This window comes from Streptomyces sp. NPDC021356 (assembly GCF_040641015.1).
In the GTDB taxonomy this organism is placed as follows: Bacteria; Actinomycetota; Actinomycetes; order Streptomycetales; family Streptomycetaceae; genus Streptomyces.
In genome coordinates, this window is record NZ_JBFACU010000013.1 from 43,555 (window position 1) to 68,389 (window position 24,835).

The 24,835-nt window shown below is 73.7% G+C and carries 17 protein-coding genes and 1 pseudogene; 4 read left to right on the top strand and 14 right to left on the bottom strand.

Going from position 1 to position 24,835, the window contains the following annotated elements:
* Nucleotides 1-28 precede the first annotated feature (28 nt).
* Both AB0G56_RS19185 and AB0G56_RS19190 read right to left on the bottom strand, forming a co-directional pair.
* Nucleotides 29-1,258, bottom strand: coding sequence for a cytochrome P450 (locus AB0G56_RS19185; RefSeq protein WP_360970606.1), 1,230 nt, complete (start codon nt 1,256-1,258; stop codon nt 29-31).
* A gap of 111 nt (nt 1,259-1,369) precedes the next feature.
* On the bottom strand, nt 1,370-1,555 hold the full coding sequence (locus AB0G56_RS19190) for a hypothetical protein (protein ID WP_360970608.1): 186 nt from the start codon (nt 1,553-1,555) through the stop codon (nt 1,370-1,372).
* Nucleotides 1,556-1,725: 170 nt separating this feature from the next.
* Here AB0G56_RS19190 and AB0G56_RS19195 point away from each other — a divergent pair, with 170 nt between their 5' ends.
* Nucleotides 1,726-3,411 carry a helix-turn-helix domain-containing protein gene (locus AB0G56_RS19195; RefSeq protein WP_360970609.1) on the top strand — a complete coding sequence of 562 codons (1,686 nt, stop codon included), beginning with the start codon at nt 1,726-1,728 and terminating at the stop codon, nt 3,409-3,411.
* A gap of 236 nt (nt 3,412-3,647) precedes the next feature.
* Nucleotides 3,648-5,024 carry a diaminopimelate decarboxylase gene (locus AB0G56_RS19200; RefSeq protein ID WP_360970611.1) on the top strand — a complete coding sequence of 459 codons (1,377 nt, stop codon included), beginning with the start codon at nt 3,648-3,650 and terminating at the stop codon, nt 5,022-5,024.
* 64 nt (nt 5,025-5,088) lie between these two features.
* On the opposite strand, the gene AB0G56_RS19205 is transcribed toward AB0G56_RS19200, so the two are convergent.
* The 3 genes from AB0G56_RS19205 to AB0G56_RS19215 form a co-directional block, all read right to left on the bottom strand.
* Complete coding sequence (locus AB0G56_RS19205; RefSeq protein WP_360970613.1) at nt 5,089-5,874, bottom strand: restriction endonuclease; 786 nt, start codon at nt 5,872-5,874, stop codon at nt 5,089-5,091.
* A gap of 85 nt (nt 5,875-5,959) precedes the next feature.
* Entirely contained in the window at nt 5,960-6,742 is a 783-nt protein-coding gene (locus AB0G56_RS19210) for a DUF899 domain-containing protein (protein WP_360970614.1), read from the bottom strand.
* Nucleotides 6,743-7,031: 289 nt separating this feature from the next.
* Nucleotides 7,032-7,745 carry a TetR/AcrR family transcriptional regulator gene (locus AB0G56_RS19215; protein ID WP_360970616.1) on the bottom strand — a complete coding sequence of 238 codons (714 nt, stop codon included), beginning with the start codon at nt 7,743-7,745 and terminating at the stop codon, nt 7,032-7,034.
* Between the two features lie 98 nt (nt 7,746-7,843).
* On the opposite strand from AB0G56_RS19215, the gene AB0G56_RS19220 reads away from it, so the two are divergent.
* On the top strand, nt 7,844-9,283 hold the full coding sequence (locus AB0G56_RS19220) for an MFS transporter (RefSeq protein ID WP_360970883.1): 1,440 nt from the start codon (nt 7,844-7,846) through the stop codon (nt 9,281-9,283).
* A 304-nt stretch (nt 9,284-9,587) separates the two neighbouring features.
* Nucleotides 9,588-10,811 (top strand): hypothetical protein, encoded by a 1,224-nt coding sequence (locus AB0G56_RS19225; protein WP_360970618.1) that lies wholly within the window; start codon nt 9,588-9,590, stop codon nt 10,809-10,811.
* 331 nt (nt 10,812-11,142) lie between these two features.
* Here the strand turns inward: AB0G56_RS19225 and AB0G56_RS19230 are convergent.
* The 9 genes and pseudogenes from AB0G56_RS19230 to AB0G56_RS19270 form a co-directional block, all read right to left on the bottom strand.
* Nucleotides 11,143-12,386 (bottom strand): annotated as a pseudogene (locus AB0G56_RS19230) (IS110 family transposase).
* 527 nt (nt 12,387-12,913) lie between these two features.
* Nucleotides 12,914-13,189, bottom strand: coding sequence for a hypothetical protein (locus tag AB0G56_RS19235; protein ID WP_360970619.1), 276 nt, complete (start codon nt 13,187-13,189; stop codon nt 12,914-12,916).
* Nucleotides 13,190-13,311: 122 nt separating this feature from the next.
* On the bottom strand, nt 13,312-15,288 hold the full coding sequence (locus AB0G56_RS19240) for a TOMM precursor leader peptide-binding protein (protein ID WP_360970621.1): 1,977 nt from the start codon (nt 15,286-15,288) through the stop codon (nt 13,312-13,314).
* Nucleotides 15,281-16,705 (bottom strand): hypothetical protein, encoded by a 1,425-nt coding sequence (locus tag AB0G56_RS19245; RefSeq protein ID WP_360970623.1) that lies wholly within the window; start codon nt 16,703-16,705, stop codon nt 15,281-15,283. Before AB0G56_RS19245 ends, AB0G56_RS19240 begins: the two co-directional genes overlap by 8 nt.
* Before the next feature lie 49 nt (nt 16,706-16,754).
* Nucleotides 16,755-18,068 (bottom strand): nitroreductase family protein, encoded by a 1,314-nt coding sequence (locus tag AB0G56_RS19250; RefSeq protein ID WP_360970624.1) that lies wholly within the window; start codon nt 18,066-18,068, stop codon nt 16,755-16,757.
* Nucleotides 18,065-19,288 carry a thiopeptide maturation pyridine synthase gene (locus tag AB0G56_RS19255; RefSeq protein ID WP_360970626.1) on the bottom strand — a complete coding sequence of 408 codons (1,224 nt, stop codon included), beginning with the start codon at nt 19,286-19,288 and terminating at the stop codon, nt 18,065-18,067. The genes AB0G56_RS19250 and AB0G56_RS19255 overlap by 4 nt, the downstream gene beginning before the upstream one ends.
* Nucleotides 19,289-19,377: 89 nt before the next feature.
* Nucleotides 19,378-20,382 carry a lantibiotic dehydratase C-terminal domain-containing protein gene (locus tag AB0G56_RS19260; RefSeq protein ID WP_360970628.1) on the bottom strand — a complete coding sequence of 335 codons (1,005 nt, stop codon included), beginning with the start codon at nt 20,380-20,382 and terminating at the stop codon, nt 19,378-19,380.
* A complete protein-coding gene (locus AB0G56_RS19265; RefSeq protein WP_360970630.1) occupies nt 20,376-23,288 on the bottom strand; it encodes a lantibiotic dehydratase in 2,913 nt (970 codons plus the stop codon). The genes AB0G56_RS19260 and AB0G56_RS19265 overlap by 7 nt, the downstream gene beginning before the upstream one ends.
* Nucleotides 23,288-24,736 carry a hypothetical protein gene (locus AB0G56_RS19270; RefSeq protein ID WP_360970632.1) on the bottom strand — a complete coding sequence of 483 codons (1,449 nt, stop codon included), beginning with the start codon at nt 24,734-24,736 and terminating at the stop codon, nt 23,288-23,290. The genes AB0G56_RS19265 and AB0G56_RS19270 overlap by 1 nt, the downstream gene beginning before the upstream one ends.
* Nucleotides 24,737-24,835 lie beyond the last annotated feature (99 nt).

Genomic DNA, 24,835 nt, shown 5'->3' on the forward strand with positions numbered 1-24,835 from the left:
TGTTTCTCGTTCCGTTCGGAGGTTGCTGCTACCAGGTGACGGGGAGTTCGTAGACGCCGTAGACGAGGCCGTCGTGTTTGAACTCCAACCGGTCCATGTCGGTGGCCGGCGCGAGGGTGGGGACACGGGAGTACAGGGTGCTGTAGACGACCTGGAGCTCGACGCGGGCCAGCGGCTGGCCGAGGCACTGGTGCACGCCGTACCCGAAGGCCACGTGGCGGCGGGCGTCACGGGTGAGGTCGAGGCGGTCGGGGTCGGGGAAGGCCTCCGGGTCCCGGTTGGCGATGTCGGTGGCGAAGACGACGCCGTCGCCGGCCCGGATCACCTGCCCGCCGAACTCGATGTCCTCCAGCGCGACGCGACGGCGTCCGGAATGAGTGATGGTGAGGTAGCGCAGCAGTTCCTCCACGGCTCCGGCGACGATGCCCGGATCGTCCGCGTCGCGGAGCAGGGCCAGTTGGTCCGGACGGCGCAGCAGCGCCAGGGTGCCCAGCGCGATCATGTTCGCGGTGGTCTCGTGGCCTGCGCCGAGCAACAGGACGCCTGTCTCAGCGGCTTGACGCTGTGTCATCTCGCCCGTGGCGACCCGCTCCACCGCGAGCCGGGAGAGCAGGTCGTCCTCGGGATCGGCAAGCTTGGCGGTCAGGAGGTCGTCCAGGTAGTCGGTGAGCGCCTCGGACGCCGCCAGCAACTCCTGCGGTGTGGAGGTGCGATTCACGATGACCCTGGTGTTGCGCTGGAAGAAGTCGTGCTTCTCGTAGGGCACGCCGAGCAGTTCGCAGATCACGAGGCTGGGGAGCGGCAGCGCGAAGGACTCGACCAGGTCCGTCGGCCGGGGCCCGGCGAGCATGGCGTCGATCAGGTCGTCGACGATCTTCTGGATCGAGGGCCGCAGGGCCTCGACCTTGCGGATCGCGAAGGGCGCCGTCACCATGCGGCGCAGCCGGGCGTGCTCGGGGTCGTCCATGGTGAGGAACGTGCGCCGAGCCTGGTCGCGCACCTTCATCCCCGCCGTGCGGTGCGGATAGCCGGGCAGGGTGGGGTCGGCGCTGATGCGCGGGTCACCGAGCAGGGCGCGCACGTCCTCGTGGCGGGTGATCAACCACGGACTGCTGCCGTCCCAGATGCGTACCCGGGAGACCGGCTCACCGGCCTGCAGGTCCCGGAGCCCGGGCGGTGGGTCGAAAGGGCAGCCGGACGCCCGGAGCATCGGGTGCTCGGGCAACTCGGCCGGCGTGTCCGTCAGCGTGTCGGTCATACCTGCCTCCTCGGCAGAGGGAGCCGTCCAGCACTCCTTGCGGTGTTAGGTGCTCAGGGCAACTATATGGAGGGGTTTCTCGACGTCAACGCCGCGAACGGTTCGCCGTAGCTATCCGGCCACCATGCGATCGACCAGCACGCCCGCCCGTTGCGCGATCCCGTCCGTGTCGACCTCGAACGGCCACGCCATGGCCATGGCCACGATCCCGTGCGGAGCGGACCACGGCAGCCAGGCGTCCTCCTTGGCCCCCGGCGTGGCGCCCACCTGCGCCGAACGCTCCGCGTGACACGCCACGAGCACCGCCTCCCACGCCCCGAGCACCAGCCACTGCCGGATCCCGCCCCGGCTCCGCCGGACGCCGACCGCACACGCACGGTGAGCGCGGCGCCCGGGACCGGCGGCGCTCCCGGGCAGGGTCGCTCGCGCAACGCAAGTCGCGCCCCCGCGCGCAACATAATGGAGGGATGGAGTCCGAGCCGCCCCCGCACCCCGGCGGTCCCACGCTGGCCCACCTCCTCGCGCTGGCCGGGCCCGGGCTGCTCGACGTGGTGGCCGCGCCGCTCGGCACCGACGTCCCCGTGGCCGACGTGGCGGTCCACGACGTCGGCGAGGACCGCGACGACGACTGGGCGGCGCCCGGTCACGTACTGCTCACCCTCGGGACATCCGCCGACTCCCCAAAGGCGGTGGACGTCCTGCGTGCCGCCGACCGGGCCGGGGCCAGCGCCGTGGTCCTGCGCTCCGGCCCCCGCAGGCAGCGCGCGGCCCTGGTCGAGGCCGCCGCCCGGGGCCGTACCGCCCTGCTGCTGCGCGCCCCGGACACCGACTGGACCGAAGTGCTCGGCCGGCTGCGCACGGCACTGGCGCACAGCGTCGCACCCGCCGCGGCCGGAGTGGAGGGACTGCGCCTCGGCGACCTGGCGGGACTGGCCAACACCGTGGCCGGCCTGGTCGGCGGTGCCATCACCATCGAGGACCCCCGCTCCCGGGTGCTGGCCTACTCCCGGCTGGAGCACGCGGCCGACCCGCTGCGCATGCTGACCATCCTCGGCCAGGAAGTGCCCCGTTGGAGGGTCGCCGAACTCCGCGAACGCGGCTTCTTCCAGGCGCTGTGGAGCAGCGACGACGTGGTGCGCCTGGCCGCCGACGACCGCTACGCCGAGCGGCTGGCCATCGCGGTACGGCACGGTGGCGAGGTACTCGGATCGATCTGGGCCGCCGCCGACGGGCGGCCGCTCGCCGAGGACGCCGCCACGGCCCTGCGCTCCGCCGCCCGGGCAGCCGTACCGCACCTCGTGCACCACGAGGCACGGGGGAGGGAGGAGGCCGGGCGCCGCGAACGGGCGGTGCGGGTCCTGCTCGAAGGCCGCCCCGGCGCACAAGAGGCGGCACGCGGACTCGGAGTGGCAGCGGACCGGCCGTACACCGTCCTCGTCGCCGAGGCCCACGACACCCGCCGCCCCGGCGACACCGGGCCGCCCGGCCTCGCCGCGCCCTCCGCCGCACCGGGGACGGACACCACCGAACACCGTGTCCTGGACATGCTCGACCTCCAGGCCGCCGCCTGCCTGCCGGGCTGCGTGACCGCCCGCTCGGGCAGCCGGCTGTACGTCCTGATCCCCGCCGGTGGCGCCGAGGCCGACCCGGTCCGCCGCATGGTCGCCGCCGTCCGCTCGGTGCCGTACAGCGTGGTCCTCGCCGGGGTGGGGCAGCAGGCGGCGGACCTGTCGGAGCTGGCCGCCTCCCGCGAATCCGCCGAACTGGTGGTACGGGTCCTGCGCGAGCGGGCGACCACGGCGCCCACCAGGCCCCTGGCCTCCGCCTCGGCGGTGTACCGGGACGTCGTCTCCGAGGCCGCCCTGCTCAGGTTGCTCGACAGTGTGGAACCCACCTGGCAGGCCATGTCCGGGCCGGTGCACGCGATGGTCGCGCACGACCGGGAGCACGGCTCCGCGTACGGCGAGTCCGTCGCCGCGTACCTGGACGCCTTCGGCGACACCCGGGCCGCGGCGCTCAGGCTGAACGTGCACCCCAACACCCTGCGCTACCGGCTGCGCCGCGCCCGCGACCTGTTCGGCGTCGACATGGGCGACCCCGTGAGCCGCCTGCTGGCGGGCCTCGGCCTCCGCCTCGCCCGGCGAGGCGGCTGACAGCGGTGCGGTGCGGTGCGGTGCGTGCGCGAGGAGCGGGTGGCGTTCATGTCGTGATCGTTTTCCTGTGCGAGCGGACAGCAGCCGGGGTGAGTCCTGGTCTCTGCGGACGAAGACGCGCCCCGCACCGGCACCCGAAGCTGTCCTTGCGGCCCCGCACCGCCCGGCGCACTTGAGCGAGGTGTGGCCCACGGCCGGGGCCTTTCTTCCCACGGACGTGTGAGGTGTGATCCGACGTGACTTCCGCTTCGGCCCAGCGACGGCGTACGGCGCGCGAGGCGGCGCTGGCCGCGGCTGTCGAGGAAGGGCTGCTCGACGCCCGGTCGCCCCTGATCGGCCTGCTGGACGTGGACGGCGTCCTCGCCGCCGTCGACGACCTGCACCACGCCTTCTCCGGTCCGGCCACCGTGCGGCACACCTTCGCGGCAAAGGCGTGCTCACTCGTGCCGGTGCTGCGCCTGCTCGCCCGGGCCGGCATGGGCTGCGAGGTGGCCTCGCCCGGCGAACTGGAGCTGGCGCTGGAGGCCGGCTTCCCTCCCGGCCGACTGGTGTTCGACAGCCCGGCGAAGACGGTCGCGGAACTGCGGTTCGCGCTCGACCACGGCATCGCCGTCAACCTCGACAACTTCCAGGAACTCGCCCGCGTCGACGCCCTGCTGGCGGGCCGCTCGCCGGCAGGCCCGATCGGTCTGCGGGTGAACCCGCAGGTGGGAGCCGGTGCCATCGGCGCGATGAGCACCGCGACCAGCACCTCCAAGTTCGGCATCGCCCTGCGCGACGAGGGAGCCGTGCAGGCCGTGGCCGACGCCTTCGCGGCCCGCCCCTGGCTGTCCCGGCTCCACGCCCACGTGGGCTCCCAGGGCTGCCCGCTGCCGCTCATCGCCCAGGGCGTCCGTGCGGTCCACGAACTGGCGGACCACATCAACGCGGCGCTCGGCCGCCGCCAGGTCACCGGACTGGACATCGGAGGCGGGCTGCCGGTGGACTTCGACAGCGACGAGGACCGGCCCGGCTACGCCGACTACGTCACCGAACTGCGTGCCGCCGTACCCGAGTTGCTCGACGGCCGCTACACCCTGGTCACCGAGTTCGGCCGCTCGCTGCTCGCCAAGAGCGGCACGATCGCCTCCCTCGTCGAGTACACCAAGTCCGCCGGCGGACGCCGCATCGCCGTCACCCACGCGGGCGCCCAGGTCGCCACCCGTACCGTGTTCATGCCGGACTCCTGGCCCCTGCGGGCCGGGGTGTACGACGCCGCGGGCCGCCCCAAGCAGGGTGCGACGGAGGTCGTCGACATCGCGGGTCCCTGCTGCTTCGCGGGTGACCTCACCGCCGTGGGACGCGAACTCCCGGCCGTCGAACCCGGCGACATCGTGGCCCTCTACGACACCGGCGCCTACTACTTCTCGACCCACTTCGCCTACAACTCACTGCCCCGGCCCGCAGTCCACGGTTACCGCACGGACGCCGAGGGGCAGATCCGCTTCGCCCTGGTACGGGAGGCGCAGAGCGTGCGCCAAGTGGTCGAGGAGAGCGGCGCCGCGCACGCCGACGCCCTCGTCGGCCTGCTCGCCGCGGGCGGCCCGGGACACGCGGAGGGGACCGCGGTATGAACCCTGCGCATGCGGCGGCCCATGGAACGGCTGTCTGGCCGGTGTCCGGCCGTCCGGCCGGGTTTCAAGGCGCTGTCGGCGTCTGGTGACCGAGGCTCCAGGGCGTCGGGCCGGTGCCCTCGCTCCACGCCCGCAGCGCCTGCCCGTCCACGCAGACGATCCCGCACTGCGCGGCGTACTCGACGGCCGGTGCGGTGAATTCGCTCGTGGTGACGACGGCCGCGACATCGGCCTCGTGGACGGTGAAGCAGGTGCCGCCGAAGCGTTGCAGTTCCTGGGAGCCGACGCGGTTGCCGTCGCCGTAGCGCTTGCACTGGACGATCACGCGCCGACCCTGCGGGTCCACGGCAACGACGTCGGCGCCGAGATCCCCGGCTCCGCCGACCACCTCCACCGACGAGCAGCCGTCCCGCTCGCACAGAGCCGCCACGGCCTGCTCGAACCCGTCGGGATCCAGGGCCTCGTAGTCGACAGGCGCTCGGTCGTCGGCGGGCATGCCGTCCACCGTGGGGACACGGGAGCGAGGGCACTCCTCGGCCGGGGCCTCCAGCGCGTCGAGCGCCGTCCGCGTGGCCTCCTGGAGCGCGGCGGCGGCCTGCTGCGCGGCACGTTCGGCCAGGTGCCGACGGCGCCGGCCCCGTAGCGCGAGCACGGCGGCCGAGGCGGCGACCAGACACAGGACGGCGGTCCAGACCGGGCGCCGCTCGGCGACGGCACCGGCCGCGCGCACAACGAACCCCAGCACCACCAGGAGGAGCGCGAGCAGGGCGAAGTACACGGCGGTCGCGCGGAGATCGAAGGAGCGCCGGCGTCTGCTGCCGCGTATGCGGCGGGTGGTGGACGTGCTCACGGCGGGCGGGTCCCCCTCCTCCACGGGTATGAAGATCACTCTCGCCGTCTGCCCCCGATCCCCACGTTCACCACCGCGAGGCGCGTCAGCGGTCAGGGCCGCGCCTGCCGAGGGTCTGCACGGGGGGCGCGCCGGGGCGGCTCCACTGCGGCACGGGGCGGCTGGTCGGACCCCAGGTGGGGTTCCCGTCGGCGTCCGAGCGCCAGGTCCAGCACGCGCGGCGCCCCTCGGGCCGGCCCTCGGGGTTGTCCTCCCACGCCTCGCCGCGGCCGTAGGGCGTCATGTCCAGCAGACCGAGTGACGCGTTGACGCGCTCGTTGCCACGCCCCGTGGTGGAGTAGGTGAGGAACACCCGGTCGCCGTCGCGCAGGAAGCAGGTGAGGTACCCCATGTCCCCACCGACCGGCGGGGCGACATCACGCACCGAGTACCAGGGCTGGGTGTAGCCCATGAACTCGACGTAGGCGGCCACCTCTTCCCACCGGCCCGGCGTCAGGACGGCGAACGAGACGCCGCGGGCGTTGAGGTAGACGGCGTCCTTCAGGTGCCAGGCCGTGGTGGTGCAGCCCTCGCACTGCCCCTGGTGCGGCGCGCCGTCGTGCCACATGTGTTTGTAGACCACGAGCTCGTCGCGGCCCTGGAACAGGTCGAGGAAGGGGACGGGGCCGTCGGGCCCGACGACCTCGACCTTCCCGTCGAACTCCACCATCGGCAGCCGGCGGCGGGCCGCGGCGAGGGCGTCGCCCTCGCGGGTGTGGGCCTTCTCCCGGACCAGCAACTCGGCGCGCGCGGCCCGCCAGGTGGCCAGGTCGACGACGGGCGGGCGGCCGGGCGGCAGGGTGGCCGGATCGTCCGGCGTACTTGTCATGGTGTCCTCCGGTCTCTCTCGTACGGGCGGCGTCGTACGCCGCACCGCGACGGTCACCGGAACAGACTCCCGTCCAGGCGGGAACTCATCGCTGCCGGGCGCACGCGGTACGCGAGGAGAGGAACGCAGACCCGCTTGACCGGAGAACATCGCGCGTGCGGCGGAGCGGGCAGCAGAACACGAGAGCGGGCAGCGGAACGCGCATCAGCCGGCCGCCCGGGAACCGGTGCTCCCGGTTCCCGCGGCCGCCTCCCGGCGATGCGCCCGACCCCTTTGAGGAGGGAGAAGCTCAGCGGCGCGCGAGACCGTCCAGCAGCAGCTCGATGGTGAAGTCGAAGCGCTCGTGGCCGTGGCCGGTGGTGAGTTCGGCGGCGTAACGCCTGGTCTGCGGGAAGGTGTCGGGCAGCCCGGAGAACCGGTCCAGCAGTTCCTCCCGGCTGACGACCCATTCGTTGCCGGAGCGGCTGACCAGGGAGATCTCAAGGGTGTAGGCGTTGACGTAGAGCGCCAGGGAGTCGATGCCCCAGGCGGCGGTCTGCGGGGCGATGCCGCCGGCCAGCAGGATGGCGAGCATGCTCTCGCTCAGGCGCAGCGTGTCCTCGTTGGTCGGAGCGGCGGCGAGCGCGGCGCGGGAGAGGCCGGGGTAGCGAAGGTAGAGGTCGCGCATCTGGGTGCAGATGCCGGTGATCTGCTCCCGCCAGGCGGCGGGGTCCGGCTCGGGCAGGTCGATCGCGGTGCACAGGCGGCCGATGAGCAGTTCGTCCAGGTCGTCCTTGTTGACCACGTGGGCGTACAGCGAGGCCGGTCCGGTCTCCAGGGCGGCTGCCACGCGACGCATGGTCAGGGCCTCGTAGCCCTCGCGCGCCACGATGTCGAGTGCCGCGTCGACGATGGCGTCCACCGTGATCGGTTTCGCCCGCCGACCTCGCGTCGAGGGCGCGCCGGCACCGGGAACGGGCTGATGATGCCGCGCTGCGCGCCGTTGCTGAGGAGTCGGTGGCATGTCCCGAGCATAGCAGAGCGGCGAACGTCGTTCCGGATCTGGCGAACGTTGTTCTATTGACACGATCAGCGTTCCTGTGTCGAATACCGTTCGTGACTATGGACCAACTCTCCTCGCACCGCGAGGCTCCCGCCGTGCTGCCTGTGCGCACCGCGTGGCTCGTGCTGGTGGTCGTCCTGCTCGGCGAGATCATGGATCTCGTCGACTCCAGCGTCGCCAACCTCGCCGGGCCGTCCATCCGGGCCGGCCTCGGAGGCGGGCCGACGACCTTGCAGTGGGTGCTCTCCGCCTACACCGCCGCCTTCGCGATCGGCCTGATCACCTCGGGACGGCTCGGCGACCTGATCGGCCGCCGCAAGCTGTTCCTGATCGGCATGGCCGGGTTCACGCTGACCTCGCTGGCCTGCGGCCTCGCCCCCGGTCCCGCCTTCCTGATCCTCGCCCGGCTCCTTCAGGGCCTGTTCGGATCCGTGCTGATCCCGCAGGGCATGGCACTCGTGAAGACCGTCTTCCCGCCCGAACTCCTGCGCAAGGCGCTGATGCCGTTCGGCCCGATCATGGGCCTGGCCACGGTCGGCGGCCCGATCCTCGCCGGCTGGCTGCTGCATCTCGACCTCTTCGGCAGCCGGTGGCGCTCCATCTTCCTGATCAACGTGCCCTTCGGGATACTCGCCCTCGCGCTCGGGCGGCGCGCACTGCCCCGACACGGCGGGGAGGATCCCGGAGCCCGCCTCGACCTGACCGGCGTGGGCCTGCTCACGGCAGGCTCCGCCCTGCTGATCGTCCCACTCATCCAGGGACGCGAACTCGGCTGGCCGGCCTGGAGCTACGCCATGATGGCGGCCTCCGTCGCGGTGATCGCGCTGTTCGTCGTCTCCGAGCGCCGCAGCAGCCACCCGGTCATCGCGCCGTCCCTGTTCCGCAAACGCACCTTCGTGGCCGGCCTGACGGTCGTCGCCGGTTTCTACGGCGCGTTGAGCGCGTTCGTCCTCGTCATCAACCTGCTGCTGCAACTCGGCATGGGCTGGACGCCGCTGCGCACCGGTCTGACGCTCATCCCGTGGGCCCTCGGCACCACCGTCGCCGTCCTGTTCGGCGGTGGCGCGCTCGCCCAGAGGCTGGGGCGTGCCGCCCTGCGCATCGGGCTGTCCATCGCCGTGACCGGCCTGCTGGCCCTGTGGTGGTCCACCGGCCACTGGGGTTCCGGCATCACCGTGTGGAGGCTGGCCCCGTCGCTGTTCCTGACCGGCTTCGGCGCGGGCCTGGTGTTCATCCCGCTGTTCGACTTCATCCTCGGCGACGCCACCGCCGAGGAGGTCGGCACCGGTGCGGGCATGCTCAACGCCGTCCAGCAGTTCGCCAACGCCGTCGGCGTCGCCGCCCTCGGCACCGCGTTCTTCGCCCGGCTGGGGCACCCGTCCCCGGAGTCCTGCTTCACCGCCGCACACCTGGTCTTCGCCGTCTGTGCCGCCCTGTACGTCCTGACCCTGCTGCTCGTCGGGTTTCTGCCCAGGCGCTCACAGCAGGCCCACGGGTGAGGCGCTGCCCGGCGCAGGTCAGCCGGGGCCCTGGCGTGTGAGGGGCACCACCCTGAGACATCTCAGGGGGATAAGAAGTCAAGAGGGACTGCGAATTTTGATCGTTACCGAGGCCGCTGACCCTCGGCGCGACGCCGCAGCGGCGATGACCCGGATTCCGCCGATGGGATGAAAGCCCCGGTATGTCGCGGCCGTCCGACAATCGTCCTGCCGAGGATGGTGCTGTCTTTGCGCCGCTCGCAGTTTCCCAGCACGCCTCCGAGGCGGGCTGCTGTGCCATGCGCGCGCACGGAAGGAGACGGTCTTGGCCGAGAAATGGCAAGAAGAGCAGGCAGGGGACTTCACCCTCGCCACCCCCGTGAGCGCCGAGCCGCCGACCGCGTCGGCGTACACGGTCCCGGAACCGGACGAGCAGTGGGGTCTGCCGAACGGTTTCGCACACGTCTTCTACGGCGAGGGCAACAAACACCTCACCCGGCCGGTGATCATGGCCGATGGCTTCAACCTCGGGAAGAGCGACCTGAAGTGGCTCTACTCCGGCCTCGACCGCGACTACCCCTTCCTGACGCAGCTGCGCCGCCAGGGCCGCGACGTCATCCTCGTCGGCTACGAGGAGCGGTCCGCCTCCATCCTCGACAACGCCCAAGCCGTCACGGCCGCCATCATGCAGGCCGGCCACCAGCCGTTGGTCAACACACCGCTGACGGTGGGCGGCTTCAGCATGGGCGGCCTGGTCGCCCGCTATGCCCTGGCCAAGCTGGAACAGATGGGGGAGCACCGCACCGGCCTGTACTTCTCCTACGACACCCCGCACCGCGGCGCCGTCGTGCCCATCGCCCTCCAGGCGTTCGCGCACTTCATCCCCTTGGCGAACAACCGCTTCGCCCGGCAGATGAACAGCCCGGCCGCCCGGCAGATGCTCTGGCGGCACTACGACCCGAAGACCAGGAAACCCGTCATCGCCCCCGAGCGCATCCAGTTCCTCAAGGACCTGGCCGAGGTCGGCGGCTGGCCGAGCCGTGTGAGGAAGATCGCGGTCGCCAACGGCCGCGGCGACGGCGTGGGCCTTGAGATCCCTCCCGGCGAGAGGGCGCTGAAGCTCGGGCGGGTCTACCCGGACACGGCCTTCTACACCCAGGCCCAGGGCAAGGACGTCACCGTCGCCGAGCTGAAGCGGTGGTTCCCCCCGGCGCAGTTCACGGTCAAGACGAGTGACCTGCCCGAACTGGACGGCGCCCCCGGCGGCACCCTCCACTCGTACGGCATCCTCGCCGGCGCGCTGAAGAAGGTCGGCGCCACGACCGACCTGCGGCACGCAAGCGTCTGCTTCGTCCCCTCCGTCAGCGCGGCCGCGATCCGCGACATCGACCAGCACAAGGACCTCTACACGAACATCGCCGACCTGGACCCGGACGAGAGCGAGGTCGACGAGTTCGCCTGCTCCTCGGACACAACGACGCACACCGCCGTCACCGAGGAACTCGGCCAGTGGCTGCTGGAGCGGCTGCTGAACCAGCTACCCGACTGATCCGCCACAGTGCACGGGTCAGGCCGCCCGCGAAACGAACAGCCTGGCCCGTGCACCAGCAGCACAAGACCGCAGACCCCGCCGACTGGCACGACCCGGCAGGCCTGGGCACCCCTCGGCAGCAGCAGGACGATCAGATGGGTGCCCACCGCAACCTGAGCATGAACAGGCCCATGTCCCGGGTAGTGGTCCGCCGCGGTTGCGGGCCTGGGACGCCGATCAGTGGCTCGGCTTACGGGCTCCGGTCACGCCCCCCAGTTGAGTCCGCGCTTCAGCAGGGTGGAGCTATCCCCACACCGTTGTTCTCGTTGCCGAGGTGCGGTTTTGCGGCTCATGCAGGTGCTGGAAGGAGTGGCGCGAAGGCACGCTGTTCGTCAAACGGCTGCCGGGTCCTGAGACAGTGGTGGAGCTGTCCGAGGAAGCGGTTGAGCAGGTGGCGCTGGGCGGCGTTGTGCCAGTCTCCGTGTTGCGTCGGCGCCGGTAGTGGGCGTTGGCTCCTGGTGAGGCGGTGAGGGATGAGAAGGCCCAGAGGAAGCCGGCGTGCATGAGCCGGTTGTTCTTGACGAAGCGGCGGCCGACGAAGTGCTTCTTGCCGGAGGCCCGGGTGATCGGGGCCGAGCCGGCGTACGACTTCAGAGCTCTGGCGTCGGCGAACCGTGTCCGGTCGTCGCCGATCTCGGCGAGCAGCCGGGCTCCGAGCAAGGGGCCGAGGCCGGGGAAGCTGAGCAGGATCTCGCTGTCGGGGTGCTCCTTGAACGCGCCTTCGGCGGCCGTGGTGAGTTCGTCCGCGGCCTGGCAGGCGGCGTCCAGTTGCGTGAGCAGTGCCAGCAGCTGCTGGCCAAACGCGTCCTCGACGGCCGGGCGATGCCGGGCGCACTCGGAGCGGAAGATCTCCCGCAGGCGCGCGCTCTCAGTGTCGAAGCCGCGGGTGCGGCCGCTGCGCTTGAGGGCGGCGCGCAGCTGGGCAAGGGTGAGTTTCGCGGCCTTCGCCGGGGTCGGGGCGAGGGCAAGGACCACCCGGGCGTCTGACCTGGTCAGGCCGCCCTCCTTGCCCTGGAAGGCGTGCAGGGCAGCGGGGTAGTACTCGCGCAGCAGCGAGCGGACCTGGTTGGCGACCTGCTGGCGGCTCCAGACGGCGTCCTGCTGGGCCCGGGCCAGCACGGTGATGGCCTGGGCGAGTTCGCTGTCGGCGGGCAGCGGCCGGTGGGCGTGCATGTCGGTGCGCAGGATGTTCGCCAGGACCAGGGCGTCGCCGGGGTCGGACTTCTTGCGGCTGACGCCGTGCCGGTCGCGGTAGCGGGAGGCTGCGAGCGGGTTGATCGCGAAAACCTTGCGATCACCAGTGCGCAGGGAAGCCACGAGCAGGCCGCGGCTGGTCTCGATGGCCACGGGTACGGGGGTCTCCGGACTGTCGCCGTGTTCGGCCAACAGGTCCAGAAGCTTGCTGTAGCCGGCCGCGTCATCGCTGATGCGAGCCTTGGCGAGCAGGGTGCCGGTGTCGTCGACGACGGCGACGTCGTGGTGGCGCTCCGCCCAGTCGATGCCGCAGAACACGGTCAAGCCATCCTCCCAGATCCGTTCATTCATTCAGGTCACGAGCACATGCGGGTCGCGCAGCGTCCTAATCCCAGGACTCACAGGTCCGCCATCTCAGTAGCCGTTCGCGACACCAGCGCACCCCAGGGGCTCGGTCTGTCTGCAGAGCTCGCGGGCTCGCGGATGAAACAAGAGATCGACCCTGGGGCGGGCTCGTGCCGTGACGGTCAACGTCCGGCCGGCCGCCAGGAGTTTCACGGTGATCACGGAGGCGCCGGGCTGTGCCGCTCTTGACAGAGGTCTCGAAGACCAGGGGAAACGAAGGCATCAGCCCGGCGCCCGCTTCATCACCGCGAGGCGCGGGCGGCGGTGGGGGTTCGTGACCGTGGCGAAGGCGCCGGGTCTCGCCGCTCTAGGTGAAGGCCTCTCGGGCCAGGCTGACATCAGGCGTTGCCCGACGCCCACGACACCGCCACGAATCCCACCGGTGGACAGCGGCGCCGGTCTCAGAGCGGGTCTCCAGGACCATGAGGGCCGAAGGCGTTCCGCTGCCCGTCGTCGACCGCTCACCCAGCCCCTTGCGAAGACCGGACCGAGCCGCCTACACCCCGGATTAGGAGGGCCGCGGTCCTGGTGCAGACCGTGCGGGCGAGGGCCTCGTCCTGGGCCAGGCGCGAAGGGGTGTCCGGCCTCGACTCGGTGAAGAAGCCGCCACTGGGCTGCGGTGCGGGCGAGGCGGTGGCGAGCCAGACGGGGGTCCGCACGCCTTCGTCCGGGGCGATGGCGAACGGGCGGAACAGCGGGGCGCTCCACCGCATCAGCCCGCCGGCGTTTCTGTTCATCGCGGTGCCCTCCAATCCTCCAATTTACGTGGGTATCCAATCATTGGAAATTCCATGTACTGCGCGGGTGCGTGCGCCGGCGAACCGCGCAGGCGCGGTCGGGGGAACGGGAACGGCTGCCTTCACGGGAAGGGGTGCGGATACGGGTTGACCTCCTCGGGACGGAGCGGTGCGGCGGTGCGGCCGAGCGTGTGAGGGACGGTCAGGACGCGGTCCAGGCCGGTGATTCTGCGCAGGTGGTGGCCGAAGGTCATCGGCAGCAGGCCCGGGACGAGGGTCTTGACGCAGGCCAGGCCGGCGGCGGCGTGGACCGGGGTCGTCTGGTCGACGACGATCGCTTCCAGGCCCGACGCGGCGAAACGTCCCACCAGCTCGTCGAGGTCCACGCGCAGATCGGTGTGGCGCGGCCAGGCGTGGCGGTCGGCGAGGTCCCGCACATCGTGGCGGTCCGGCGGTCGGCCGCCGGGTGCGAGCAGGAAGTCGAGGCGGCGGGCGGCGACGGGGTCGCAGTAGAGCAGCGCGTGGTCGTCCATCAGGCGGACCCGCTCGGGGTCCTCGCGCATCCGGGCGGCGTCTTCCGCGCGCTGCGGGTAGATCAGCCGGTACGCCTCGACGGCGGTGACCAGTTCGTGCAGCGCGCCGAAGATCCCTCGCTCGGGATCGAGCCCGGAGCCGCCGGCGCACAGCACTCCGGGGCGGGGTTGCGCCGCCCCGGTGCCGGAGGTGGCGTCCGGACGGGTGTCGACGGCGGTGGCCCAGAAGCTGGGGATGCCCTCGGCGCCGGTCACGTCGAACACCTCGACGCGGTAGCCGGTGCTGTCGCGGATCCGGTCGGCGAGCAGGCCGATCCGCCGGTCGTGCGCGGTGCGCAGGTCGAGCGCGGGGGCGGGCAGCCGGGCGTACCAGGTGAGCAGGAAGGCGTCGCGTTCGGCGAGTTCCAGGAGGCCGTACAGGGCGGCTTCCTCGACGCAGCCGCCGAGCGCGCAGCCGTTGGAGATCTCGGAGACGAACGGCCGGGCGGCCTGCGGGCGGTGCCGGCCGAGGCGGTAGTAGGCCAAATGTTCGGGGACAAGGACCGGCTGTTCGCGGGTGAGCGAGTAGCCCCACACCCAGGGCAGCTCCAGGTCGGGGTGGTAGGGCTGGAAGGGGAAGCCGGGTTCCCGGTAGCGGTGCGGTTCGTGGCTTCCGGTGGTCGCCGGGTCCAGTACGCCGCCGGGGTGCAGGGCGGACAGTTCGCGGTGGCTGCCGTGCACCACCGTGCGCCGTCCTCCCGGGCGGCCTCCGCCGAGTCGCTCGAGCGCTTCGGCGACGGCGGTGACCCTGGCGGTCCGGAAGTCGAGCGCGCGGCCGTAACCGCCGTCGACCGACTCGGGCGGGCCGACCTTGGCCTCGGCGAACGGCAGCGTGTGCAGCCCGCGCGAGCGCAGCCCCTTGAGGACGCCGGTCTCGTCGTCGGCGTAACGCGCCTCCAGCTCCCCCCACTCCGCCCGCAGGTCCCGCACCCGTAGGACCGCCGGGTGCGGCTTGGGCCGGGCGACCCGGAGGATCGCCGCGCCCGCGGGGGAGTCGTCGGGCAGAGCACCGCAGTGGGGGCAGTGCGGGTCGGGCAGGAAGGTGTGGCGGGTGATCTCCAGGTCGGTGAGGCGGAGCAGGGTGACGGCCCGATCGGTGCGGTCCGCGGCGGTCGGCCCGCGTAGGGCGAGGGACGCGGCGAGGTCGGCGGACAGCGGGGTGAGCAGGGGAGAGACCATGCCCGTGAGACGGCGGCCGTAGGTGGTGTGCAGAGCCGCTTGTTCGGCCGCGTCGGCCCTGGCCCCGGCGCGGCGGGCGGCGAGACAGCGGTGGCAGCCGGGGGTGCCGGGGCGGACCAGTGGGCCGATGACCACGCGGTCCAGCTCGGCCACGACGGGCAGGAACGGCCCTTCGCCGAGGTCCGGATCCCGCAGGAGAACCGCCGCGGCGTCAGGTGTGTCGGCCGCGAGGAGCCGGATGCCGGCCCGCGGCGGCGGTACGGCGTCGAGGCGCCGGGCGACGGCCCGGCCGACGAGGCCGCCGTCGTCGTGCAGCCGTGCCGCGGCCGGCCGGAGGGTCTCAGTCATCGCAGCGCACCGCTTTCAGCAGGTGGGGCAGGACCTCGGTGGCGGCCGGGTCGTGGTCGAGCGGGACGATCAGCGCGCGGCGTACGGGACCGCGCAGGTCGCCCAGCGCCGCCGCGACCGCCTCGTCGAAGGTGCCGCCCGAGCCGAGGCCGCGCGGCGCCCGTCCGTCCCGCGCCCGGACGGCTGCCGCCGCGACCAGGTGGGCCGTGCCACGCTCCGGGCACCAGCCCCACAGCGCGGGGCCGTCGGGAGTGGCGACGAACCGCCGTTCGTCGAGGGCGAGTTGGGCGTATCGCTGGAGCGCGCGCCGCGCCGTGCGCAGGCGCGCGGCGGTGAAGTCGCTCCCGGTGGCGTGGACACGGTGCGCGGCCCGGCCGGTGCGCGGGTCGCGGACCAGGGCGCTGGACGCGTGCCGGGGGAACTGCGGCAGCGCGCCCTCGTCCAGATCCACGAGCAACCCGGCACGCGGGTCGACGCAGTCGGCCGCGCGCCGGGAGAACTCCTCGGCGTCCACCGCCGGACCGTCGCGCAGGGCCGCGATCCCGGCGAGGAACCGCTCGGCGGACTGAGGTGCGGCAGGCAGCGCGGCCGGATGGGGACGGTAGCGGTGGCGGGTGGTGGTCAGGGTCGCCGTGTCCAGGCGGACGAGCGGTTCGTGCGCGCCCGGGTCGAGGAAGGCCTGCTGGAAGCGGTACGCCAGCAGCGTGGCGGCCAACTCCGCGCCGTCGGCGGCGCTTTGCGGGGAGTGAGGGGTCTCCGCGGCACGGTCGGCGGCCTCGGAGCCGTGGACGCGCAGCCAGGCGCCCAGCCAGCCGCCGGCGGCGCGGTCGGCGCCCGGGGCGAGGGACGGGCCCAACCACCAGGCGCCGGTGCCGTGGACGGCGGCGGCGAACCACAGACCGTGCGCGCGGCAGTCCTCGTCGAGCCGGGCGACGGACCGCGGATCGCCGCCCGCCGAGACCAGCAGCAGTGCGTCATGCCCGCCGGCCGCCACGGCGGCGCGGGCCGCCGCGTGGTCGGCGACCGCGGTGGTGCCGGGCAGGCCGGTCAGCCGCAGCGCGTGCGCCAGCGCGCGGGCGCCGGCCGGGGCGCCGAGGAGCAGGACCCGCAGCCCCGGGTAGGCGGCGGCGCGCGGGCCCGGGTCGGGGGCCGACAGGTCCGCGAGCAGTCCGTGCGCCTCGACGATCCGCAGGACGCGCAGGACCACCGCGCGGCGGGCCTCGTCGAGGCCGCCCAGCAACTGCTCCACCGTGCGGGTGCCGTCCAGGAACGGTGTGAGCCGGTCCAGCCATCCGGCGATGCCGGGGGCGGCGATCAGACCGGTGCCGCGACTGGAGCGCACGTGGACGGTGCCGCTGCCGCTCGGGGTGAGGAAGACGTCGGGGCGCAGGAGGGGAACGGAGTCGGAGGTGATCACTGTGTCCTCGGCCGGGGAAGGGGCGCTGCGGTCGACGGGCTCGGGGAGGTCACCGAGGACCTCCCGGTCCGAGAAGCTGGTGGGCCGGTGTCCCGGCGCCGCGCTCCGGGCCGATCAGGGCCGCCAGCAGCGTCGTACGGTCGCGGGGTGCGCGCAGCGCGGCGTCGGCGGCCCTGGTGTCGACGTCGCAGCGGAGTCCGGCGCCGAGCCCGGCGCGGGCCGCGGCCAGGCCGATCCGCTGGCCGAGGACGCCCGCCCGCAGGTTGAGCATCCGGTACCAGCGGTCCCCGTACACCGGGTAGCCCGATTCGTAGTCGCCGGTGACCACCACCGCGCAGGCGGCCTCGAAACCGGCCAGCTCACCCGGTCCGCCGGGTGGGAACAGCCGCCGGGCGCCGACGTCCCCGGCGACCGGGACCAGGTGTCCGGAGCGCGGGTCGCGCCGGTGGCAGCCGGCTGCCAGCCCAGTGACGCGGTTGGCGACCACGTACAGGTCGAGGTCGGCGGGCACGGTGTGGTCCAGGGGCACCGGCCGGGCCGCCTGGTCCAGGACGGCGAGCACGGCGGCCAGCGGGACGGGGGCGGGCTCGAAACCGGACCGGGCCGTACGGCGGCGCAGCAGCGGGGCGTCGGGCGCGATCGCGCCGACCGGCCCGGCGGTGACGACCGCGTGGACGCGTTCCGCCTCCGGGTCGAGGCCGAGCAGGCGGCCCGACTCCTCGTCCGCGAAGAGCGCGTGCGCGCACGGGGCGGCGCCGGCCGGCTCCAGCAGGGTGAGCGCCTGCCCGGTCAGTACGCCGGTGTCGAGCGCCTGCAGACGGTGGCCGAACGGGCCGTAGCGGGCCAGGTTCGCCTCCAGCCGGGTACTGATCAGCAGCAGCAGCTCCGGTTGCTCCCGCGGCGGCAGGGCCAGCGAGCGCGCGAGATCGGCGCGCAGGTCGGTGCCGGTGAGCAGTTCCAGGGCGTGGGCCGTCGGCAGGTAGTGGCACAGCCCGGAGGCGGTGGCCGCGTACACCTCGCCCGGGTAGGCGCCGCCGCCGGACGGCACCGCCCGGCCCGCGGACAGGCCGGTGCCGGTCCAGTCGACCCGGGTGACGCCGTTCAGCGCCGCGAGAAGCGCGCCCAGGCACTCGACGCCGCCGGACGGCCCGTGCCCTGCCGGGGCCGACGGGTACGCCGGCGGGAACGGCAGCGGGAGGACGGGCGTGCCGGGGCGGTGTTCGGGCGGGGCGCTGCCCGCCGCCGGGTCGATGGCGGGCAGCACACTGCCGTACCGGGCGTGGTACCGGCGTGCCGCCACCCCGCCGGTCTCGGCGGGCGGGGGATAGGCGTCGGGTTGCGCAGCCGGTGCGGTGGCCCTCATCCGTGGGCCCGCGCCGGTGCGCCGGCGGCCGGTGGCGTGCCGTCGGCGTCCTCGGCGGTGGCCAGGACGAGGTCGAGCGCGCTGACCCCGTAGACCTCCTCCACCGCGTCGGCGGCGAGGTGGCAGAGCAGGTACCGGGTCAGACCGGGCAGTCCGAGCCGGGAGAGGTGGAGATAGGTGTAGTTGAGCATCAGGCGGTAGCGCAGGAAGCGCGGATCGCGGTACATCATCCGCTTGTACGTGGCGCTGCCGCTGATCGCCCGGTGCAGCGGGCTGGCCGAGAGCAGGTCGCCGAGCCCGTTCTCCTCGTCGTCCGGGATGTCCGCCTCGGGGATCTCACCGGCCTCGTACAGTGCGGTCCAGCGCTCGCCGAGCGGGTCGATCGCGGCCACCCAGCGACGCAAGGCCGCTGTGCCGCCCGGCTCGATCGCGGTGCCGGTCTCGACGTTGTCCGTCTCGGCCGTGGCGGAGTCGAAGACCGCGACCACGGCCCGCACCTGCGCGGTGAGCACCGCCCGGTTGGCCGCGTAGCGGCGCTCGAAGCCCTCCCGCGCCTGCGGACCGGCCGTGCTCAGGTAGCCCTCGGCGTGCGAACGGAAGGAGACGAACCCGCGCCGGATCGAGGGGTCTTGCGGGTGCCGGCAGAGCATGTGCGCGGTGGCGAGCATCAGCCGCAGGGCCAGCGTCTCGCGCGGCAGACCCGCCGCGACGGACTCCAGGTGTGCGAAGAGCAGGTCGTTGGTGGACTCGTAGAACAGGGCCAGTTCGTCGGCGCCGACCGGGCAGCCGAGCACGTCGATCCGCCGGTCGTGCTCCTCCCAGGTGATCGAGTCGTCCGGGTAGAAGGGGGTCAGTGGGCCGGTTTCCCGTTCGGCGTCGGCGAGACGGCGGTGCAGCGGCAGCAGGGCGTCCTCGTCGACGGCTGGCCCCGTGGAGGGACACGCCCGCAGGTAGCCGCCGATCAGTTCGCGGACGGCGGGCTCCACCACCTCGGCGAAGACGGCGGGCGTGGCCCGGAACACCAGGCGCAGATGCGGCCCGCGGCGCCAGTGTCGCAGCACGTAGGCCGATTCGACGTGTTGGGCACAGCGCTCGATGACCGGCCGCACGGCCCGCAGGATCAGCTGGTCGGTGCCCTCGCCGTAGTACGCGATGTGGGCCGCGCGCCACTGCGGCTCGGCGCGCTCTTGCGACTCGGCCACAGGCGGGGTGTCTGCCATGCGGAATACCTCCTTCGTGGTTGCCGGTCGCCCGGTTCCGGGTGGGTGCGGTCGGCTCGTGCGGCGCCCTGCCGTCGGGCCGGTCGCGGTCAGCCGTACTCGGTTCGGGGCCGGATCGCAGGGCCGCCGCCGCTCAGTTCCGCCACGGCGAGCAGGGCCAGGCCGCGCAAGGTCGCCTCCTGGTCGAGCCGTACGCCGAGGCGGTTGCACGCCAGATGGGTCAGGTGGCCGGCCAGCCGGGCCGGGTCGGCGGCCTGCCGCTGGGCGTGCCGACAGGAGTCGAGCCACCGGGACACCGGGTCGGCATCGGCCGGTCCGGTACCAGCCGGATCCGAACCAGCCGGGTTCATAGAGGCCGGATCGGCACCGGGCGGTACGGCCCCCGTGGCAGTGGCAGTGGCAGTGGCAGTGGCAGTAGCCGTAGCCGTCCGGCGCGCCGCGCGGGCCACGCCGAGCAGCGCGGCGCGCCGGTGCCGGTACCGCGCCACCACGTCCGGGGCCGGCGGCCCGGGCGAAGAAGCGGTCGTGTCCATGCTGCCGGTCAGCAGGGCGAAGCAGTGCGCCATCCGCCGCGCCGTGCCCCACCCGTCGACCACGGCGGTGGTGGCCAGCTCGCTGCACGTGGCGAAGGACTCCTCGACCACCCGTAACGCGGCGCCGTGACCGTACTTGGTGTGTTCGGGCCGGTAGGGGCAGAAGGCCAGGCTGTCGTTGGGGGCCAGTGTCCCGGGCTCGCTCTCCGGTTCCTGTGCGACCAACTGCTCGGCGAGCAGCAGGTATTGACGTTCCGACATGGGCCGTGAGGGCGGCAGGGTGCGGAAGAACGCGGCGGCGTGCGCGGCCAGGGCGTCGCGCGTGGCGGGCTCGGCCGCGGGCGCGGTGAGGCGCACCCGCAGGCGCAGGTGGGGACCGCCCTGCCAGTGGCGGAGGAAGAAGAGGCGGTCGATCAGGCCACGCCCGCGCAGTCCTTCGCCGACCCGGGGGACCAGTTCGCGGACCACCAGGTCCAGCGGGTGCGCGGTGAACACGTGTGCGCTGACCCACCGGCCCTCGGGCTCCTGGTCCGGCACGCCCGAGGGCTCACGGTTCAGCATGTCCGCGCCCCCCGTTCCGCCGCTCCCACCCCGGCCGGGGGCAGCTCGATCAGGAATTCGGCGGCGTACCGGCGGCCGTCCCGGTCGGCCGGCGCGTCGTGGAGGTCGGGCAGGGCCTCGGTGAGCAGCAGCGGCCGGCCCGTGGCCGCCGCCCGCTCGAAGAGGCGCAGCAGGTGCGGATGGGAGAAGTCGAGGTACACCGGCTTGCGGTCCTTGTCGTGCAGCGCCGGGCCGGTGAAGCCACCGGCGGGGCGCGGCGTGAGGACGCGCAGGAAGCAACACGTGGGCAGACCGAGCGCCACGCGCCAGGCGTGCACCCGGACCAGGTACGCGGCGTTCTGTTCTCCGGCTGCACGGGCGGGCGCCCGGCCGGGGCCGACGAACCACGCCGCGCGGCGCAGCACCACGGCCCCGAGGGCGAGCCGGGGCACCTTCGTCCAGCCCGCACCGACTGCCGGCTCCGGGTCCCGGTGCGAGGAGTCGGTCAGGACCGGTCCGAGGAGCTGCCAGAACTGCGGCCAGTCCGACCAGAAGGTGTACGGGGTCTGGCCGAAGGCCTCCACCATCAGCCGGGCCGGCAGCGGGAGCAGCGGTGTGGCGAGCAGGCCCAGGTGCAGCGGCCGCACGACACGGCCGGTGGGCCGGTGGACGAGGTGCAGGCGCCGGGTGTGCCGATCGTGTACGACGTCCAGATCGGCGGGGCGGATCAGCTGGTCGGCGGGCCGGTGCGAGGTGGCGCCGTCCAGGTCGACGGCGTACCGGGTGGCGGGCGCACGCTGGTTGAGGGCACTGCCGAAGGTGGCGTCGAACTCCGCGTAGAGCGTGGCGCTTTCGGAGTCGTCGCGGACGGGTTCCTCGGTGGCCGGGGGGCACGGGTGCGGTGTGCCGAGCCGGCGGGCGATCCGGGTCAGGCCGGTGCCGTGACCGCAGGTGACCGTGTTCAGCACCAGGGCCGGCCCGGCTCCACCGTCGGGCAGCGTCTGGACGTAGCAGGCGTGGCGGTCGCCCGCGGTGTGCGGATCGGGCCAGGCGCCGCAGAGCTGCCGGACGGCACGCGGAGCGAGGCGGACCGTGCCGTCGGGGGCGGGTGGGGCGTCGGCGATCAGACGGCGCAGCTCGTCGCGGCGCCGCACGTCGCGCTCGGTGGGTGGCTCGTGCCCGGCTTCGGCCCACCGGGCGCCGAAGTCCTGGAGGAAGCCGGTGAGCGGCCGTACGAAACCCGGGCCGTAGGCGGTCGAGGCGCTGTGCCGGAGCGCTTCGCGCCGGGGGGTGAGCGTGTCGAAGGGGGCGAGCAGCGCGGGCACCAGGGCGAGATCGTCCAGGGCCGTCCGCCAGGCGGCCGGATCGAGGACGGCGGTGGTGCCGGCGGCGAGGGTGTTGTGGAAGTACGGCGTCCCGCGCTCCAGTCGTTCGGCCCCACCGAGCAGTCCGAGCCGGCGGGCCGCGTCCGTGGTGCGGGCGTGCACGGTGGCGGCGATCTCCCGGTGGGACCCCGGCGTGGCTGCTCGGGCGGCGTCCGTGCGGTCACGGACGGCGCGCAGGTCGGCGAGCAGCGGCCAGACGCGGTCGTCGCGCCCGGGGGCGGGCAGGTGCCGGGAGAGCCAGTCGCAGAGCGAGGCCGCGTCGAGTTCCTGGTCCGGCAGGCCGAGCCGGATCTCCAGCAGGCCGAGCCGGACGAGGCGGGCGAGGACGGCGTCGGCGGTGGCAATCCCGGTCGAGCCGTCGGCGCCGCCGGCTGAGGTGCGGGCAGAGCCGGTCGTGATGTCGGCGCCACCCGCTGAGGCGTGGGCACCGGAGGTCGTTGCGTCCGCGCCGCCGTTCGAAGCGGCGGTGCTCCCGGTCGAAGTGGCGGTGTCCACGGAGGAATTGACGGCGCCACCGGTGGCGGTGACCCCGGTGGCGGTGGTGGCCCCCGGCTCGGGCGCGCCGAGCAGGGCACGCAACCGCTGCGGACTCCCGGCCTCGCGGGCCGCCGCCAGTATCGCGTCCAGGGCCGGCGTGGCGGGCAGGGCGCGCACCTCGCCGGAGGGCCCCGGTGCGGTGAACAGCCACTGCTCGTCTCCGCCGGTGGAGCGCACGCGGGTGGCCCACGGGTTGACCCGCAGGCGTACCGCCGCGTCCAGCTCGGGCAGGAGGGCGACAGCGGCGGCGATCCGGGACAGCGGCAGCAGACTCGCCTCGGCCACCTCGGTCCGGACGGTGCTCTCCAGGCGTACCGCGGTGTCCGCGTCCGCCGCCCAACGGCCGAAGCCGGCGGCGGCGAAGGTGGTCAGCGGGCTGGGCTTGGCCATGGCGCGGGCCGCGTACTTGGCCAGCCGGACCGCCGCCCCGTCCAGTGGCCGTCGGCCGGCCCCGTCGCGCTCGCTCCAGCGCAGCACGTCGTCGTACAGGTCCGCGCTGGCGTAACCGAGACCGGCGGCGAACGCATGGTCCCGTACGAGTCCGGCGAGGGCCGCCGCCGCGGACCGGGTCTCGGCCGCGAGGGTGTGCTCCAGCTCGGCGAAGAGCACGGCCCGGGTGCGGTGTCGGGCGCAGTGCCGGTGGAGCCGCTCGGTGAGGGCGGTCCCGAGCACGTGCGGCGGGGCTGTCCGGTCCAGCAGCGCGGTGATGCGGGCGCCTTGGTGGACGGCGCGGCGCAGGCCCACCAGCCGTGCCTTGAACGGGCGGGCGGGCTCCGTGCCGATCAGGGCGTACAGCGCCGCGCCGAGACACTCCGCGTCGGCGGCGAGCCGCTGGTCCAAGGACACGATACGCGTGGCGAGTTCGGTACTGCGCGGGATCCGGGAAGCGTCCAGGGCGGTGCCGGGGAGCCCGGCGATCCGCACACCGACGGGGGCGGAGAGCGGGCCCGCGCCGGGAGCGGTGGCCGAAGGGGCCGCGGGGGTGGTCGGGGCGCCGGGGGCCATCAGAAGACCACCGGGAGGCGGAAGGCGGCGCCCGGCCGCGCCGTGCCGAGTGCCACCTGGAAGAGCACCGTCTCCTCGTCCGGCGCCAGGTCGAGCAGGCGTTCCGCGCAGGCGGCGTCGTAGCCGTTGTGCACGCGGGCGGACAGACCGTGGCCGGCCGCGACGACGCAGAGCCGGTGTGCCACCGCACCGGCGGTCAGGTGGAGCCTGCGGAAGGCGTCCGCGCCGTACCGGGCCACCGCACTGCCGCGCCGGACGGCGACGTAGGCGGTGCAGGCGGTGGCGCGGAAGTTCAGTGATACCCGGCCCTCCGTCTGCCCGATCTGCTCCAGCAGGGCGAGCGGGTCGCCGTCGCGCACCGGGCGCAGTCGGCCGCCGTCGTGGACGTAGTGGCCCGGCGTGACGCCTTCGACACGCCGTACCAGAAGGTGGCAGGAGAAGTCGCCGAACGGCGCGTCGGTGAGGGCCGCATCGAGGTCGGCGAGCAGCGCCCGCGGGGCGGCCACCGGGGCCGGGTCGAAGAGCGCGGCACCGGAGTGGCGGGCGCGGAGCACCGGGGCCAGGTCGGGCGGAAGCCAGGCCCGATCGGTCGGGTGCCGCGCGGACGGCCCGATCTCCAGGAACCCCATCGGGTGTTCCCCTGCGGCCTGCAGCCCGTTCGCGCAGAGCCCGAGCAGGCGCTCGCGGTCGGCGACGGGCCGGGCTCGCAGGCCGAGGGCGGCGGCGACCAGGTGCACGGCGCCCAGCAGCATCCCGGCCTCCTGGGCGCACAGCCGCGGGGCGTAGTCGCCGTAGAGCCGCGCCGTCCGCGCGAACCGGCTGGTGATCACGAGGTATCGGGGCGGGCCCGGATCACCCGGCCGCTGGATCGTCTCCCCGTCGCCCGGTCGGCGCCGTCGAACGAGCTGGTGGTGGAGCGGATCGAAGCGGTACGCCCCCTCGGGGGTGACCAGGGTGAGTTCGCTCGGATAGCGGCAGCGTGCGGAGGCCACCGCACGGTGGAGCGGGCGGCCGCCCGGCGTCAGATCGTGCTGGAGCAGCCCGTAGGAGTAGTGCAGCAGCGCGGCGAGGACGGCGGGGTCGGCGAGGCCGGCCGGGGAAGCGGGGGAGGGGGTGAGGTGGAGCGGCGGCGGGGCCAACGGCAGGCGTGGTCCGTCGGGAAGCACCTCGGGGCCCGCGTCGGCCGTGCCCGGGGCCGGGAACCCGGCGGCGAGGGTGTCCGGGATGGCCCGGCGGGAGTAGACCGCCTCCGACCACAGCGTCATCGGAAACGGGCCGCCGCTCACGGGACTCTTGGCGACCGCGTCGACCGCGTCGACCGCGTCGACCGCGTCGACCGCGTCGACCGCATCGACCGCATCGACCGCATCGACCGCGTCGGCCACGTCGGGTGGATCGGGCTGGTCGGCCGTGTCGGCCGGCTGCGCCGCGTCGGTCCCGTCCCTCACGTCTGTCTTGTCCAGCACGCCTGCCCCGCTGAGCACGCCTGCCCCGTTGAACACGCCTGTCCCGCTGAACACGTCTGTCCCGTTCAACACGCTTGTCCC